The following is a 16,403-nucleotide window of genomic DNA, read 5'->3' as shown; positions in this document are numbered from 1 at the left end:
TTCAAAAATTAACCTTAGGACTACTTAAATGTTACTTTAAAAACAGAACATTAAAAGGAAACGCTATGGCATATCAAGATCCTTGGACATATACCAATGAACCAGTAGTTAAATCTTACCGGCCACTAAGCAATGTGACAGACCTAGATGCATTAATGGACAGAATAGGCGATGCCAAATATGTCCTTCTGGGCGAGGCTTCTCATGGCACCCATGAGTATTATACTTGGCGAATGGCCATGACCAAAAGGCTAATTGAGGAAAAAGGTTTTTCTTTTGTAGCAGTAGAAGGAGACTGGCCAGATTGTTACGAAATCAACAGGTATATTAAAGATTACCCAGACACACCAGAAAAAATCAGCCAGGTACTGTTAAACTTCCGCAGGTGGCCATCATGGATGTGGGCCAATTGGGAAACTGCTGCACTTGCAGAATGGATGAAAAACTTCAACAAAGAACAAAAGCAAAAAGTAGGGTTCTACGGATTGGATGTTTACAGCCTCTGGGAAAGCATGAACAGCATTGTAAACTATTTAAACCAAACTGATCCACAAACAGCCAAACTTGCCAAAAGGGCGTTTGCTTGTTTCGAGCCTTATGGAGAAGAAGGACAGCAATATGCCAAAGCCACAAAAGCATCACCTGATAACTGCGAAAAAGCCGTACAGGAGCTATTGACAACCATAAGACAAAAAGCTACTTCTTACAATCAAGACCCTGAAGCTCCGCTAAATACCGAGCAGAATGCCATGGTAACGGCCAATGCCGAAAAGTATTACCGCCTAATGATGTCATGGGGGCCAGAGGCATGGAACATGCGCGATATCCACATGACTGACACATTGGACCAGCTTATGAAGTTCCATGGCCCTGATGCCAAAGCCATCGTTTGGGAACATAATACTCATATTGGCGACGCACGGGCTACAAACATGAGCCGTGATGGCATGGTCAATGTAGGGCAACTTGTCAGAGAAAGACATTCCGCAGACGGCGTTGTGCTGGTGGGCTTTGGAGCATACAAAGGAGAAGTGGTTGCAGGTCGAAGCTGGGGCGCCCCTATGGAGGTAATGCCAATACCTGAAGCCAAAACAGGGAGCGTAGAGGAAATCCTGCACAGAGAAAATCCGGGAAACAAGCTCCTAATATTTGAAGACCGAGAAATTAAAAACCACTTTAACAAAAAACTTGGGCATAGGGCTATAGGTGTAGTATATCATCCAGAAAGAGACGCTGGAAATTATGTATCTACCATACTGCCATCCAGGTATGATGCATTCCTGTATTTTGAAAACACACGGGCTTTGCATCCACTGCATATCAAACCTGATGGCAACCTTATTCCGGAAACTTATCCATTCGCTTTCTAAACCTAAAACTATGACAACAATAACCAGCATTTCAGAAAAAGTGGAAGACATCTTGAGAGATGAGGCACCCTACCTGTTGGAGCATATTTGCACCACAGTACCTAAAGAAAAGCTTCATGTACCTGGGCCGGACTTTATAGACAGGGTATTTCTAAATAGCAGTCGCCCTGCGCAAGTATTAAATAACATGGCCCTATTGTACAATTCAGGACGGCTGGGCATGACCGGCTATTTATCTATTCTGCCAGTAGATCAGGGAATAGAGCATTCCGCAGGAAGTGCTTTTGCACCTAACCCTATTTATTTTGACCCTGAAAACATTGTAAAATTAGCCATTGAGGGAGGTTGCAATGCTGTAGCCTCTACTTTCGGGGGGCTTTCTTTGCTGTCAAGGAAATATGCCCATAAAATACCTTTTATAGTAAAAATAAACCACAATGAACTTTTAACATATCCCAACAAGTATAACCAAATTATGTTTGGGAGCGTCAAGGAAGCGTGGAATTTAGGGGCTGTAGCCGTAGGCGCAACAATATACTTTGGAAGCGAAGAGTCAAACAGGCAATTGCAGGAAGTGGCTGAAGCTTTTGAATATGCGCATGAACTAGGTATGGCCACCATATTGTGGTGTTATACTAGAAATAAAGCATTCTCTAACGGGCAGGATTACCATACTGCGGCAGACCTCACGGGACAAGCCAACCATATTGGTGCTACCATACAAGCCGATTTTATCAAGCAAAAAATGGCCAAAACAAACGGAGGTTTTAAGGCCATCAAATTTGGAAAGCAAGTTCCTGATATGTATGACAAGTTAAGTTCTGAACATCCCATAGATTTATGCCGCTATCAATTGGCGAATTGTTATATGGGCAGAATCGGGATGATCAACTCAGGTGGAGCTTCTTCTGGTGAAAGCGATCTAAAAGATGCAGTAAAAACAGCCGTAATTAACAAAAGAGCAGGAGGAACAGGTCTTATCCTAGGGAGAAAAGCCTTCCAAAGACCTTTAAAAGAAGGCATAAACCTTTTGAATTCCATCCAAGGTGTTTATCTTGACCATAACATAACCATAGCCTGATGAAGGAAGTATTAGAACGAACCATATCAGCAAAAGAAATCAATGCAGTAATATTTGACATGGACGGGGTAGTTACCGATACAGCTACCCTGCACATGGCTGCTTGGAAAAAATTGTTTAATAATTTTTTAGATAACCATTACCCTGACAAAAAAAGATTCACTCCGACTGATTATTACAACCTTGTCAATGGCATTAGCAGATTGGACGGAATCAGAAATTTCATTGCCTCCAGGAACATCAACCTTCCTGATGGCTCACCCTCTGAAGAGAGGAATTCGAGACCGACCGTGCATAGCTTAGCCTATAAAAAAAATAAATATTTTAAAGAAATACTTAACCAAAAACAGGCCGAGGTATTTCAGGACACCATAGCCCTTATAAAACAGTTAAAATCCAAAAACATCAAAACAGGGCTCATTTCGGCAAGCAAAAATGCAGAAGAAATAGTAGAGAAAGCAGGGATCAAAGAGCTATTTGACATAATTGCAGACGGAAAACTTGCTGCCAAAGAGCATATCAAAGGGAAACCTGCGCCAGACATCTTTTTATATGCAGCAAAGTCGCTAAAGGTAAAATCTTCCCAAGCCGCCATAGCAGAAGATGCCAGTTCAGGCATCAAAGCAGCAAAAGCTGGAGCGTTCAAACTCGTCATAGGAGTAGACAGAGAAGGAAAAGATGAAATGCTCTACAATGCAGGTGCCGACATTGTCATAAACAACTTTAATGAAATAAAAATATCAGATTGACCATGAGTAACTGGAAGATAAGCTACGACAACAGAGATCCCGAAGAAGAACCACTGAGAGAAGCACTTTGTACACTAGGAAATGGATATTTTGCCACTAGGGGTGCAGCAGAAGAATGTGAATCATCTTGGCCTCACTATCACGGGACTTATCTTGCAGGAGGCTATAACAGGCTAGAGTCTGAAATAGCAGGAAGAACTATTGAAAACGAGGATTTAGTCAACTGGCCAAACTGGTTATATCTAACATTTAAACCAGCCGAAGGAAGCTGGCTTGATTTAAATGATGTAAAAGTAAAGTCTTACCTACAAGAACTCGATCTCAAGAACGGCATCCTCAGCAGAAATATAACTTTTGTAGATGTAGACAACAGGGAAACCACACTAGTTACCCGTAGAATAGTAAGCATGGCTGATCCCCATTTGGCAGCCATAGAATGGACATTAACGCCCCATAACTGGTCTGGAAAAATACATTTCAAATCAGCCATAGATGGCCGTGTCACCAACAACGGTGTAGCCCGGTACAGAGCGCTTAGTTCAAAGCACCTGAACATATTAAATTCAGGAGAGCTTTCAGAAGGTTTTTTCTTGCATGTTGAAACCAACAACAGCAAGATTAGGATGGCACAAGCCGCCAGAAACAGAATCTTTATTAACGACACAGAAACAAAACCAGAAGTTAGCTATTTTAACGAGGAAGGATTTTCAGGACAAGAATTAACGATATCCTGCCAACGGGGCGAGACCATCCGCTTGGAAAAAGTTATTTCCTTATTTACCTCAAAAGATTTTGCCATCGCAGAAACAGGCCTTGCGGCCAGAGAAAAGATCCGCCAAACAGGAAATTTTCCTCAACTGTTAAATGCGCATAAAAAAGCATGGAAAATACATTGGAACAGAGCAGATATTGACATTTCCGGAAATCCAGACGCCCAAAGAGTCTTACGGTTTCACATCTTCCACCTGATGCAAGTTGCTTCGAACAATACCATAGACCTTGATGTAGGCCTTCCATCGCGGGGCTTGCACGGAGAAGCTTATAGAGGGCATATTTTTTGGGATGAGATTTTTATTTTTCCATTGCTTAACCTCAGAATACCCGAGCTTGCAAGGGACCTTATGCTTTACCGCTACAGGCGACTAGGTGCAGCGCGACACATTGCGCAGAAATATGGATATAAAGGAGCCATGTACCCGTGGCAAAGTGGAAGTGACGGAAGAGAAGAAAGCCAGCAAGTTCACTTAAACCCCTTATCAGGAGAATGGATTCCTGACGACACACATTTACAAAGACATGTCAACGCTGCCATTGCTTACAATGCATGGCACTACTATCAGGTTTCTGAAGACAAAGAGTTCTTGTACTTCTATGGTGCAGAGATGATTTTGGAAATTGCCAGGTTCTGGGGCAGTTATGCAACATACAATACCGAAAAACAAAAATATGAAATCAACAAGGTAGTAGGCCCGGACGAGTACCATACCAGATACCCTAACGCTAAAGAAGCAGGGCTAAACAACAACGCCTACACTAACATAATGGCCATTTGGTGTATTAAGTGTGCTTTTAAGGTTCTTGACGTACTTGACCATGAAAGACAAGAAGAACTTATGGACACCCTTGAAATTACCCAAGAAGAACTAGACAGGATGCATGAGGTAAGCACTAATATGTTCATTCCATTTCACAATGGCATAATATCCCAATTTGAAGGGTATGAAAAACTCGAAGAGTTTGACTGGAGAGGCTATCGAAAAAAATATGACGATATACAAAGGTTAGACAGAATCTTAGGGGCAGAGGGAGATACACCTGACAATTACAAAGCCAGCAAGCAGGCTGATGTGCTCATGCTATTCTTTTTATTTTCAAAAGAAGAGCTAAACGAGCTAATGGAACACGCAGGTTATTCTCTAGACGTCAAAAAAATACCAGAAATGGTAGATTATTATCTCAGCCGTACCTCACACGGCTCTACGCTAAGTAGTCACATCCATAGCTGGGTACTAGCAAGAACCGACAGAGAAAGATCTTGGCAGTGTTTTAAGCAAGCATTAAATAGCGATATTCATGACATACAAGGAGGTACTACCCACGAAGGCATCCACTTGGGCGCAATGGCAGGCACGATAGACATGGTACATCGCTGCTATACCGGACTTGAGGTAAGGAATGATATACTGTACCTAAACCCAAGACTTGCAGACCAATTAGACCATTTGAAAGTGCGAATCAGGTACAGAGGCCACTGGATTATCCTAGAGGTATCTCACGACAACCTGAAAATACACTTGGAAAAAGGCTGGGCAGGGGAAGTTAAGCTATGTGTAAAGGGAAAAGAGTTCACCATGCGAACTGGTGAGACCTCTAATATTGCTTTGAATGAAAAGTAAGAAATACCGAGGAGCGTCATAAAGACAACTCCTCGTTTTCACCTTCACCTTTTTTATCGAGCTTCTACAAGAGCAAGATTGATTTCCTCAATCTGCTTTTCCAGATGCTTCATTATTTTCTTGTTTTTGAATTCCTGCCACTGGTCATAAAACACATCATATTCCTCTAGCTCACTTTTAAAGTTCCTAAAAGGCTTTGGCATGTTAAGTGCATCCAAGAGCTTGTCTTGCAAGTCCTCATCTGAAACATGCACAGCAAACTCTTCCATGAATATGTAAATATCCCTAGAAGACACAGTCCTAAATTCATAATAGTTTTCAGGGTTATCTTCTATTTCTTTCAAATCACCATCGACAATATAATAATCTGATGAAAACAACTCATGTGGTTTTACAAAACTTTTAGCTTCTTTAGTTCTGAAGTTGTAGAAACATTGGAAGCCGGAATCTATATCCTCGGCAATAACTTTAATCTGCTGGGGAGTTAATTCAATAAGTTTTCTGTTCATCCTAAAATTTACTTGTGGTTAATGACCTTATAGGCTCAAATAATTTAATTCAAAACTTCCTAATCCTAGGATATATTGTAAAGTAACTTGGAAAAGGAACCTCTAATATAAGAAGCTTTTAAAACGAAAACAGAACTTTTACATGTTTTTTTAGGGTAAAAAATGGAAATATTAATTTTCCTATGACAGAAATCATGTAATATATAACTGTCTCATTCACCTATACCACCGAACCAAAACATGGTTTTACCTACAAAATAAGGTTTAGAGCATTTATAGCTAATTACCCTTCCATACTCCCAGCAAATACTGCAAGTGCTTTCAGGCTTAAAATTAACGATAACAATTTTATCAAATTTAAGACATAAAGCCTCGTCCTACCAGAACATACACACCAAAAGAAAAACATAGCCTTACTTATTTGTGTATTTTTTCACAAAAAATCTCAACCACCTTATTGAAATGGTCGGGCTGATCCAGGCAAGGTATATGGCCACTGTCATAAATCACCTGCACTTGGCAATCCTTTATTTCACGTTTCAACACCTCTGCATGCTTATACAAAGAAGCAGGTTCATACTCCCCTATTATCACCAATGTCGGCACGCTTATATTAAACAGTTTCTGCTTTCGGAAAGCGTAAATTACCCGGTAAGTATTGATCCATGCTTCTTTTTCTTGCATTAACATCTGTTTGTTAATGTATTTATAGGTATGCTCTTTGCCTAACCACTTTCTTCCACGGGTAATTTTGCCCAGAAAAAAGGATAAACGGCTAAATGACTTGACCCCTGTCATCCGTAAAGACAAAACCATGACCCATTCAGGGAATAGCAGCTTCATTATCCGATCCCACCATGTTAGTGTCAGGGTAACAGCAGAGTCTGCGACAATTAGTCCACTAATTTTGTCCGAATACCTTGCGGCATAAGCTTGAGCAATCATCCCTCCTAAAGACAATCCACAGATTACCGGTTTTTGGCCAGCGCAAGTTTTGTCTATCAAACTATCCAGATCCTGCACATAAGCGTCAAAAGAATATTCACCTGCCTTCCCTTGCGTTTTTCCATGCCCCCTCAAATCATAGGTAATAACTTTATAATTCTTAGAAAAGTAACTTACTTGCCTATCCCACATAGAAGAATCTACAAATGCCCCATGAATAAAAATTACAGGCATTCCATGACCTTTTACCCAATAAACAGTTTTCATACCGACGTTATTTAAGTTGTAAAACAGACAGGGCAAAAAAAAAGCCTCCGTTAAGAGGCTTAAAGTTCTTGAAAGCTTATTCCATTAAGCGCCTGAGGATTTTACCAACATTGGATTTAGGTAATTCATCCCGGAATACAATTTCCTTAGGCACTTTATAACTAGTGAGGCTTTTCTTACAATGCGCTTTAAGTTCATCTGCTGTCAAAGATGGATCTTTCTTTACCACAAAAGCCTTTACAGCTTCCGTAGTTTTTTCATCAGGCATGCCCTTTACCCCTACTTCCAAAACTTTAGGATGCTGGCCAATTACATCTTCTACTTCATTTGGATATACATTGAACCCTGATACTAAAATCATCTCCTTTTTTCTGTCGACAATCCGGAAGAACCCTTCTTCATTTACAGTGCCCACATCCCCGGTTTTCAGCCACTCTCCTTCCATAACATTCTTAGTATCTTCAGGTTTCTCCCAATACCCAGCCATTACCTGAGGTCCTTTGACCCAAATTTCTCCCGGCTCATTGACCGGCACTTCGTTTCCATCATCATCCATAATTTTCAACTCGGTAGATGGCAGCGGCAAACCAATAGAGCCGATTTTCATTGTTCCATCTACAGGGTTACAAGCTACCACAGGGGAAGTTTCCGTAAGTCCATAGCCTTCCGCTAATTTTGTTCCTGTTACCTTTTCCCACCTTTCTGCAACAGCTTTTTGAACTGCCATACCACCACCTACGGCAAGTTTAAAATTAGAAAAGTCTACATTATGAAAATCAGGTTGATTCAGAAGGCCATTAAACAATGTATTAACCCCGGTCATCAGTGTAAACGGTGTTTTTTTCAGCTCTTTTATAAAAGCTGGCATATCCCGAGGGTTTGTGATAAGTACATTTTTGGCCCCATATTTAAGCATTGCCAAACAGTTTGCGGTTAATGCAAAAATGTGGTACAATGGAAGCGCTGTTATTACAGTTTCTTGTTTATCCCTCAATACCGGTTTAAACCACTCGTAAATCTGCTCCATGTTGGCCAGAATATTTCTATGGGTAAGCATAGCCCCTTTTGAAATACCAGTGGTTCCCCCTGTGTATTGCAAATAACAAATATCTGAACCTGTCAATTTTGGCCTGGAATAGCTTTGCCCCTTGCCCTGGTTCAACACCTCTTTAAAGCTTATTGCACCATCTAAGTGGTAAGGAGGCACCATTTTTTTGATATTCTTAACCACAAAATTCACGATATACCCTTTAAAACCAAGCATATCACCAATATTTGCGACAATAACAGTTTCTATTCCCGTATTTTTCTTAATTGCCTCAAGTTTACTGGCAAAATTTGACAAAATGACAATACCTTTAATTTTAGCATCTTTAAACTGATGTTCCATTTCCCGCTCAGTATATAGAGGGTTGGTGTTGACCACTACCAAACCCGCCTTAATAGCACCAAACATCGCTATCGGAAATTGCAGCAAGTTAGGCATCTGAATGGCTATACGGTCGCCTTTCTTTAAGTTGGTTTTGTTTTGGATATATGCCGCAAAAGAAGTTGCATATTCATCTACCTGACGGAAGGTCAAGGTTTTGCCCATGTTCACATAGGCAGGCATATCTTTATATTTATCAATGCAGTCTTCGTAAAATTCGAGAACTGATTCGTTATTATCAGGATTAATTTCATCACTAACCCCTTTAGGATAATTTTTAAGCCAAGTTTTTGTTGCCATGGTGGTAGCTTTAGTGTTAAAAATGCTTTAAACCAGATACAGTATTTCTCAAACGTATTTATTGAGAAAATTGTACAGTTTTTATATGTAATAAAACTTTAAAAATATACGTAACAAATAAAAAAAAGGATAACCTATAATCATCATTTTCACATTACTTTTCTGATGTGATTGATTATCATTTCAGCATGAACCCTTGAATTTTCAATAAACCACTTATGTGTTTGCAATCCGCCACATATAACCCCAGCCAAATACAGCCCTGCCTGATTAGTTTCCATTGTCACTGGATCATATTCAGGCACCTGGTATTGGCTGTCCAAAATATTAATTCCTAAACGATTAAGCAAAGAAAAATCAGGTTTATATCCAGTCATAGCCAAAACATAATCGTTTGAGATCGTTTCTATACCGTTGGGTGTTTGAATTTCCACCTCCCTTTCAGTAATTTTTATTAATGAAGAGTTAAAGTAAGCTTTGACAGCACCTTCCTTGATACGGTTTTCAATATCAGGTTTTACCCAATACTTGACCCGATCACTGATCATCCGATCACGAACAACCATAGTCACATCAGCACCTTTACGGTAGGTTTCCAAGGCAACATCTACCGCAGAATTGGCCGCACCTATCACTACAAGCTTTTGTCCAAAGTAAGGGTGAGGCTCTCTATAATAATGATGCACTTTAGGCAACTGCTCCCCCTCTACTCCCAACATACACGGAATATCATAAAATCCGGTAGCCACAATTAACTTAGATGCACGATATTGCCCCTTGGCAGTATTTATTTCAAAAGTTTGCTCCACTTTTTCTGCACTAATCACTTCCTCGTAGAGCTTGACATTAAGGTTAGAAGTCATGGCCACCCGACGATAATACTCCAAGGCCTCTCCCCGGTTGGGCTTAGGATGATGGCTGACAAAAGGTACCCCTCCTATTTCCAACTTCTCAGAAGTTGAAAAAAAAGTCATGTTCAAAGGGTAATTGTATAAAGAGTTCACAAGACACCCTTTGTCCACCACCACATAAGAAAGACCTGCTTTTGAAGCTTCGATCCCGCAAGCCAAGCCAATAGGCCCTGCACCTATAATAAAAACATCTACATATTGAAATCCCAATTTTTTATAAATTTTCCGGTTACTTTTTTAACTATTCTGGTATATATAACAAAATAAATGCAGAACCTTCTTAATAACCAAACCATGAAAAGAATTATTTTTTAAAACTTTGGGTATGCGGTAGCAAAATCCACCTTTACGAAGCATATCTAGAGCGGCTCCTTCAAGAGTCGCTTTTTTTTATCTTCCCCTCTAGAGCAATAGCTCCATCAAATTCTCAAAACTAACAGACTGTAAACCAACTATATCAGATAAAGTCTACAATAATATAAGCTTGGCAGAGGCCAAAGTCGCCTATCTTCAGTTCTCAGAGCAAACATGAAGCCTATTGAAGCCTCATTATTATAAATGATGAAATCAAATTTCGCCCACATTTACCAATAGCACAAAAAAAAGCCGGAAGCAGTTTCTGGCCTTTCACCGTTGGGTTACATATCGTTTAAGCCATTGTTCCGCTTCAGCTTCACGGTCCAGAGCAGGTAAAAAGCAGAACAACAGGATAAACAGGATCTAACTCATACCATTTCACACCAAATTGGATCTTCCTCCGAGTTTATAATGGTTGTTATAATACCCAGCCCTTATTTTCTAAAAATCATACTGGCTTTTGCCCTATAAAGACCCAGCTTCTTAAAATCTTGCTTTCTCCATTAAATTGCACTGGCAGATCAGTCTGCTCCATGAGTTCCACATTTTCAAAACCTGCTTGTTCCAAAAGCCCCATAGCTTCATCTTTACTGTATAGCTGAAAGCCATATTTAGTGGCCGGAAGCTTCTCTGCTTCCTCTTTGGGTCTAATTCCTAAATAAACTTTTGCGCCTGGCTTTAACACTCTCAGTATTTCTTGAACATTACTAACAGGGTCAGGCCAAAAATACAATGTATTAATGCTACACACGGAATCAAAGCTCTCTTCTCTAAAAGGCAGGCTTTCAACACTTGCTTCATACAACTCAATTTCACCGTTTTCTATATATTGACACAAAATTCTTTTTCCTTCAGCTACCATATCTTCAGAAAAGTCCACACCAATTAACTTCAAACCTTCGGCTTTTGATAGTAGTTCTGGCATAAGTTTACCATTGCCAAAGCCTATCTCCAGAATTGTCTGCTTGTTTTTAGGATTTACATTTAAATAGGTAAACTCGGTAATATACCGGTTAGTATCGTTTAGCAACTCCGCCATCTTTAATCCTTTTTCCCCTTCCGGTTTTCTTAATAGAGCCGCTATTTCTTTTGGATCAGGTTGGTCTGTCATATCAATTATTCATCATGAATTACAAAAATAATTTGGCTTATCACCTAGCATCATAGCCACGTGTGCCTTAAGGTTTAACGATTTGTTACCGTTTCACAGAATCGTTCCTCTATCAAAAAAGCTAAAGGCTCAAATTTAAGCTTTACGCTCAAAGAAATTGATTATTAAAATATTTTATTACAAAAAAATACTTGTATACCAAGTATGCAACCTTAGATACTATACATATGATAAACCCTACCACACCTAACAACATCAAAACTTTAAGAAAATAAAGAACCTACAACCTACTAATAACCAATAAATCTATGTCATTTTTTTTTCCAATGCTTTCCTATCCCAATTTGCAAGATCCGCCGCTGCATTGTAAGAACTATGCAAGAAATCCAATATTAAGCCAGAAGGATCTGATGCCCGACGAACTTCTTCATATGGTAAGACAAATTCTTTTAGCCCATCATGGTAAAAAGCTGAATCAGTTTGCAAGTTAATATCTTTAAACCCTGATGGCTCAGGATAAATATAGGAATAAAATGCAGCATGGGGAAAAGATTCACTTCCGGGCCAAAAACCAGAACTAAAAACCTCATGAGAGTAAGCTTCTTGAACGACCCAGTCAGGCAGATTAGGAATGCCTCCGGGATGATCAGGTGCCAAACGACCTGAGAAACGTGAAAAAGCTACATCAAAGCTTCCCCAGAAAAAATGCAAAGGGCTACATTTCCCTACAAACTCCGCCCTAAATTGAGAAAAAACGGGAAAGCTTCTTAAAATAGCTTTATGTAAAGCTTCAGCCACTCCCGGCACGTATGTATTATGAACATGATCCTCCTGAAATGCTATGGGGTTAATTACTTCATTGGGAAATTTATTAATAACAACATCAATATTAAATAATTTTAAGCTCTCAAAAATTTTATTGTAGAAACCTGCAACCGAAAGCCCCTTCAGACTAAAGAAGACCCTTTGACAGTCACTATCCATAACATAAGCCTCATGCTTCAAAAAGTCCAAACTTATTTCAAAAGATTTATTTCCTTTTGAAAGTAGCCCGGTAGAAAGACCTGAAGGTGTAAATTGTAAAGCTACATGCCAAGAATGGTTTACCCAAGGCATACACTTCAACTTGACCTTTCCAATAATTTGTGTCCACATGTGTATGGTCTCATAGGTTTTTTGCCCTGCGCCATAAGGCAATTCCGGCCAAGCTAATGTTTTGCTCATATCAAGATTAAGTTAAAGTCTTTTGGCATTGAGAATGTTTATTACTCAGCCCTGTCAATACTATTTTCAGGTTTCTCCCCAAGAAACTCAACCCAATGTTTTTTCATGCACGGATAATGTTTGGCAGCTTCTACCAAGTTTAAGAAAGCAATAATATTTTCCTCAAACCGTATTTGCAATGTCTCATTATTAAGCCGGCTTCCGTTATCACTAAAAGCCTCATGAGCTAAGGCTAAAGAAAACATATGCGGATAAATATGTCCCCCTAAATGCTCTAATGGAATCCTCAAAGACCAAAGTCCCCTATTCCCTCCAGCCATAGAAGGTGAAGCGGACATCAACAAGCCATGCTTTTCATTGAAAGGTTGAGGGCGAAACCGAGATACCCAATCTATAATATTTTTTAATACACCTGGCATTGAAAAATTATACTCAGGACTACTTATCATAAATGCATCATTTGCATTAAGCCGGCCCAACAAAGCTTTGGCGCCTTGAGGAAACTCGTCAACCTCTAAATCCTGGTTATACGAAGGGCAATCAAATTCGCTTAAGTCGGCAAAATCCACTATACCACCATTTCTCTCTACAATAAAAGCTGCCAAACTTGCCAGTTTCTTGTTAATTGAGTTATTTTTAAGAGACCCTGCAAATATGAGAACTTTAACAGAGCTATCCGGAATGTTTGTTTTTCCTTTATCCATTTTTCACTTACAAAAAGCATGACATTTAATTTAAAAGAACCGACCTTACCTGCATTTGTTTGTATTCTTTTGCTAGAAAAAAGTAATAAATAAACAGGATGTTTTATAATGCCAAGCATTATGTTTGAAGGCCATAGCCATTTTCAACCACTCTTTTGATAACTGCTACAAGGTACAAGAGCGGGGCAGCCCATGTAAGAAGTTCCTTGGCAACCAAGATTTCCTTTTCTCCTTTACCAATAACACATAAATAAAAAAAGACCAGAAGTAGTTTCTAGCCTTTTATTTTTAGACGCCGTTTCTGGTCACATATAATTTAAGTCATTATTCCGCTTCAGCTTCACTATCCCGAGCAGGTTAAAGAGCAGAATGACAGGATAGGCAGGATCAAACTCATGCCATTTCACTCCAAAATTGGCCCTTCCTCCTAGTTTATGATGGTTATTATGGTACCCCTCCCCCATCATCAGAAAATCAAAAGGCAAAAGGTTTTTGGCCGTATCATTCACTTTAAAATTGATATACCCATATTTATGTGCAAACCAGTTGATAATAGCACCGTGAACAGGCCCCATTAGAAAATGAATGGGCAAAAGCAGGAACATCCACCATGCAGTAGCAAACTGTACATAAAACAACACATACAATGTCCCCCAAGCAATTCTAATATACCAGTTATCTCCAAGCTTTTCCATAACATCCCAGTTAGGTATATTCTTTTTAAACTTCTCATCAACGTTAGCTTTGTCTTTGAGGATATCATTATAAATATTCTTAGTTTTCACCATCATATCCATCAAGTTAGCTGAATATTTTGGAGAATGAGGGTCTTTTTCTGTATCAGCATAAGCATGGTGCAGGCGATGCATAATACCATAAGCACGAGGGCTTAGAAATGAGGAACCCTGGAAAATGAATGTCATAATATAAAATACCTTCTCCCAAAACCTGTTCATCGTAAACATCTGATGGGCAGCATATCTGTGGAGAAAAAATGTTTGAGCAAACAATGAAAGATACCAGTGAGCTACAAAGAAAATAAGAATTGCCATTTAACCTAATATTTTTAATTGCCAAAATTAAGGCTATGCTCAAACACACTTAATGCCAACTGTCAGCAGAAGAACTGATAAATATCATTGTATGGCAGAAACACGATCTTAGGTGCAAAATAAAAGAATTACAAAATCCTATTCTTTGACCGTAAGATTTAGTTATATTAGCTTTATAATAATGAAAAGCTATTTAAGAAAACGTTTTTACCACCTGCCCATGCAACTCATAGCATGGCGAACCCGAAATATTAGTAATAAGAATTTCCTTATTCTGGCAAGTATAATTGTAGGTATTATAGCAGGTCTGGCCGCAGTTTTTTTAAAATCACTGGTGCATTTTATAGAAGGATTGGCCGCTGGTTTTGGCGATACCAGCAATGAAAACTATGTTTTTTTCATCTTTCCTGCCATAGGCATTTTACTGACGACATGTTATGTTCAATTTTTCCGCAATGGGAAACTCGGCCGTGGACTAAGCAACATATTATACTCTATTGCCAGAAAAAATGGCAGGGTACACAGAGACAAGACATATTCACACATAATATCAAGTGCGCTCACTGTTGGCTTTGGAGGATCTGCAGGTCTGGAAGCCCCCATTGCAGTGACAGGCTCGGCCATTGGCTCAGTGTCCGCCACTTTTCTAGGATTAAGCAACAGAGAGCGAATATTACTATTAGCTTGTGGCACTGCGGCGGGAGTATCTGCCATTTTCAACTCCCCCATTGCCGGTGTAATTTTTGCCGTTGAAGTTTTGCTCCCAGAAATGACAGTTTCAGCCTTCATCCCCCTTATTATTTCTTCTGCCACTGCCGCCGTCTTATCAAGAGCGTTACACAACCAGCAACTTTTTCATTTAATCACTGATGGCTGGGAGCCTGAATCTGTTCCACTATACATTGTTCTGGGGATATTTTGCGGCCTGGTTTCAGTCTATATTACCAGAATGACCCATAAGACCGAAGAATGGATAGGAAAAAACAAAAGTATTTGGAAGAAAGCTATAGCTGGCGGTTTTGTATTAGGTGCATTAATCTTTATACTCCCCCCATTGTATGGAGAAGGTTACGGTACAATAGATCATTTATTAAACGGCCGGTATGAAAACCTGCTGGACAACAGCCTTTTTTACGACCTTAAAAACTACCCATGGTTCCTCCTGCTGTTTGGAGGAGTGCTTATATTAGTTAAAGTCTTTGCAACTTCTATTACCATTGCCTGCGGAGGAAATGGCGGCATTTTTGCAACTTCACTAATGACAGGAGCGTTGTGTGGTTTCTTTTGTGTTTACAGTGCAAACCTGACAGGGATTGTCAGCTTCAATGAAACCAATTTTATAGCAACAGGTATGGCAGGTATACTTAGCGGTGTCGTGCATGCCCCACTTACTGCTATTTTTCTTATTGCAGAAATTACAGGTGGTTATGTTCTTTTTGCCCCCTTAATGATCGTTTCGGCCCTGGCATATTTCACTGCCAGATTTTTTGAACCACATACAGTCTACACGAAAAAGCTTGCAGAAAAAGGCGTCCTTACGGACAAGGACAAAGACAAGGCTGTTCTAAGAAAAATGGGGCTCAGAAGAACATTGGAAAAAGATTTTTTACCAGTAAAACCTAACCAATGTTTAGGAGAAATAATCCCTGTCATATCAAAATCAAAAAGGAATATATTTCCGGTACTTGATGAAAAGGACATCCTCGTTGGCTTACTAAGCCTTAATCAAATCAGAGAGATTATGTTCAAAACAGACATGTACGATAAAATACATGTTTACCAGATCATGGAAAAAAGCTTTCCGGTAGTAGAAATAGGAGAAGAAATGGTCAATGTTGTCCGAAAGTTTGAAGACTACCATGTTTTCAACATCCCGGTAACCGAAAAAGGGGTATACAAAGGATTTATTTCTAAATCAAATATCTTTACTACTTATAGAAACCTATTAATCAAAGAAAGCGAACCTTTAAGTAGTTTATAGAAATGTGGAATCACCTG

Annotated in this window: 13 protein-coding genes; 5 read left to right on the top strand and 8 right to left on the bottom strand. The window is 39.4% G+C overall.

What is annotated here, in order from left to right:
* The first annotated feature begins 65 nt into the window (after positions 1-65).
* From RCC89_07560 to RCC89_07545, 4 genes are read left to right on the top strand one after another with little or no spacing between them, the layout of a single operon-like run.
* A complete protein-coding gene (locus RCC89_07560; GenBank protein ID WMJ73017.1) occupies positions 66-1,370 on the top strand; it encodes an erythromycin esterase family protein in 1,305 nt (434 codons plus the stop codon).
* Positions 1,371-1,380: 10 nt separating this feature from the next.
* Complete coding sequence (locus tag RCC89_07555) at positions 1,381-2,451, top strand: class I fructose-bisphosphate aldolase (protein WMJ73016.1); 1,071 nt, start codon at positions 1,381-1,383, stop codon at positions 2,449-2,451.
* The gene (locus RCC89_07550) at positions 2,451-3,200 is read left to right on the top strand and encodes a beta-phosphoglucomutase family hydrolase (protein ID WMJ73015.1); all 750 of its coding nucleotides are present in this window, start codon (positions 2,451-2,453) and stop codon (positions 3,198-3,200) included. Before RCC89_07555 ends, RCC89_07550 begins: the two co-directional genes overlap by 1 nt.
* Positions 3,201-3,202: 2 nt before the next feature.
* On the top strand, positions 3,203-5,596 hold the full coding sequence (locus RCC89_07545; protein ID WMJ73014.1) for a glycosyl hydrolase family 65 protein: 2,394 nt from the start codon (positions 3,203-3,205) through the stop codon (positions 5,594-5,596).
* Between the two features lie 53 nt (positions 5,597-5,649).
* Here the strand turns inward: RCC89_07545 and RCC89_07540 are convergent, their stop codons facing one another.
* The 8 genes from RCC89_07540 to RCC89_07505 all read right to left on the bottom strand — a co-directional run bounded on the left by RCC89_07540 (position 5,650) and on the right by RCC89_07505 (position 14,405).
* Complete coding sequence (locus RCC89_07540) at positions 5,650-6,105, bottom strand: UPF0158 family protein (protein WMJ73013.1); 456 nt, start codon at positions 6,103-6,105, stop codon at positions 5,650-5,652.
* Positions 6,106-6,522: 417 nt separating this feature from the next.
* Positions 6,523-7,317 (bottom strand): alpha/beta hydrolase, encoded by a 795-nt coding sequence (locus RCC89_07535; GenBank protein ID WMJ73012.1) that lies wholly within the window; start codon positions 7,315-7,317, stop codon positions 6,523-6,525.
* A gap of 76 nt (positions 7,318-7,393) precedes the next feature.
* Positions 7,394-9,046 (bottom strand): AMP-binding protein, encoded by a 1,653-nt coding sequence (locus tag RCC89_07530; protein ID WMJ73011.1) that lies wholly within the window; start codon positions 9,044-9,046, stop codon positions 7,394-7,396.
* A gap of 149 nt (positions 9,047-9,195) precedes the next feature.
* Positions 9,196-10,167 (bottom strand): YpdA family putative bacillithiol disulfide reductase, encoded by a 972-nt coding sequence (locus RCC89_07525; GenBank protein WMJ73010.1) that lies wholly within the window; start codon positions 10,165-10,167, stop codon positions 9,196-9,198.
* Between the two features lie 595 nt (positions 10,168-10,762).
* Positions 10,763-11,425 carry a class I SAM-dependent methyltransferase gene (locus tag RCC89_07520; GenBank protein WMJ73009.1) on the bottom strand — a complete coding sequence of 221 codons (663 nt, stop codon included), beginning with the start codon at positions 11,423-11,425 and terminating at the stop codon, positions 10,763-10,765.
* A gap of 306 nt (positions 11,426-11,731) precedes the next feature.
* Positions 11,732-12,649: a DUF5996 family protein gene (locus RCC89_07515; GenBank protein ID WMJ73008.1), complete on the bottom strand. Its 918-nt coding sequence runs from the start codon at positions 12,647-12,649 to the stop codon at positions 11,732-11,734.
* Positions 12,650-12,690: 41 nt separating this feature from the next.
* The gene (locus tag RCC89_07510; protein ID WMJ73007.1) at positions 12,691-13,353 is read right to left on the bottom strand and encodes an NADPH-dependent FMN reductase; all 663 of its coding nucleotides are present in this window, start codon (positions 13,351-13,353) and stop codon (positions 12,691-12,693) included.
* Between the two features lie 305 nt (positions 13,354-13,658).
* On the bottom strand, positions 13,659-14,405 hold the full coding sequence (locus RCC89_07505; protein ID WMJ73006.1) for an acyl-CoA desaturase: 747 nt from the start codon (positions 14,403-14,405) through the stop codon (positions 13,659-13,661).
* 181 nt (positions 14,406-14,586) lie between these two features.
* Between RCC89_07505 and RCC89_07500 the strand changes: the two genes are divergently transcribed.
* Positions 14,587-16,386 (top strand): chloride channel protein, encoded by a 1,800-nt coding sequence (locus RCC89_07500; GenBank protein WMJ73005.1) that lies wholly within the window; start codon positions 14,587-14,589, stop codon positions 16,384-16,386.
* The last annotated feature ends 17 nt before the right edge of the window (positions 16,387-16,403 follow it).

Source organism: Cytophagaceae bacterium ABcell3 (genome assembly GCA_030913385.1).
In the GTDB taxonomy this organism is placed as follows: domain Bacteria; phylum Bacteroidota; class Bacteroidia; order Cytophagales; family Cytophagaceae; genus ABcell3.
Note: the sequence above shows the minus strand (reverse complement) of the source record. Positions and strands in the feature narration are given on the sequence as shown.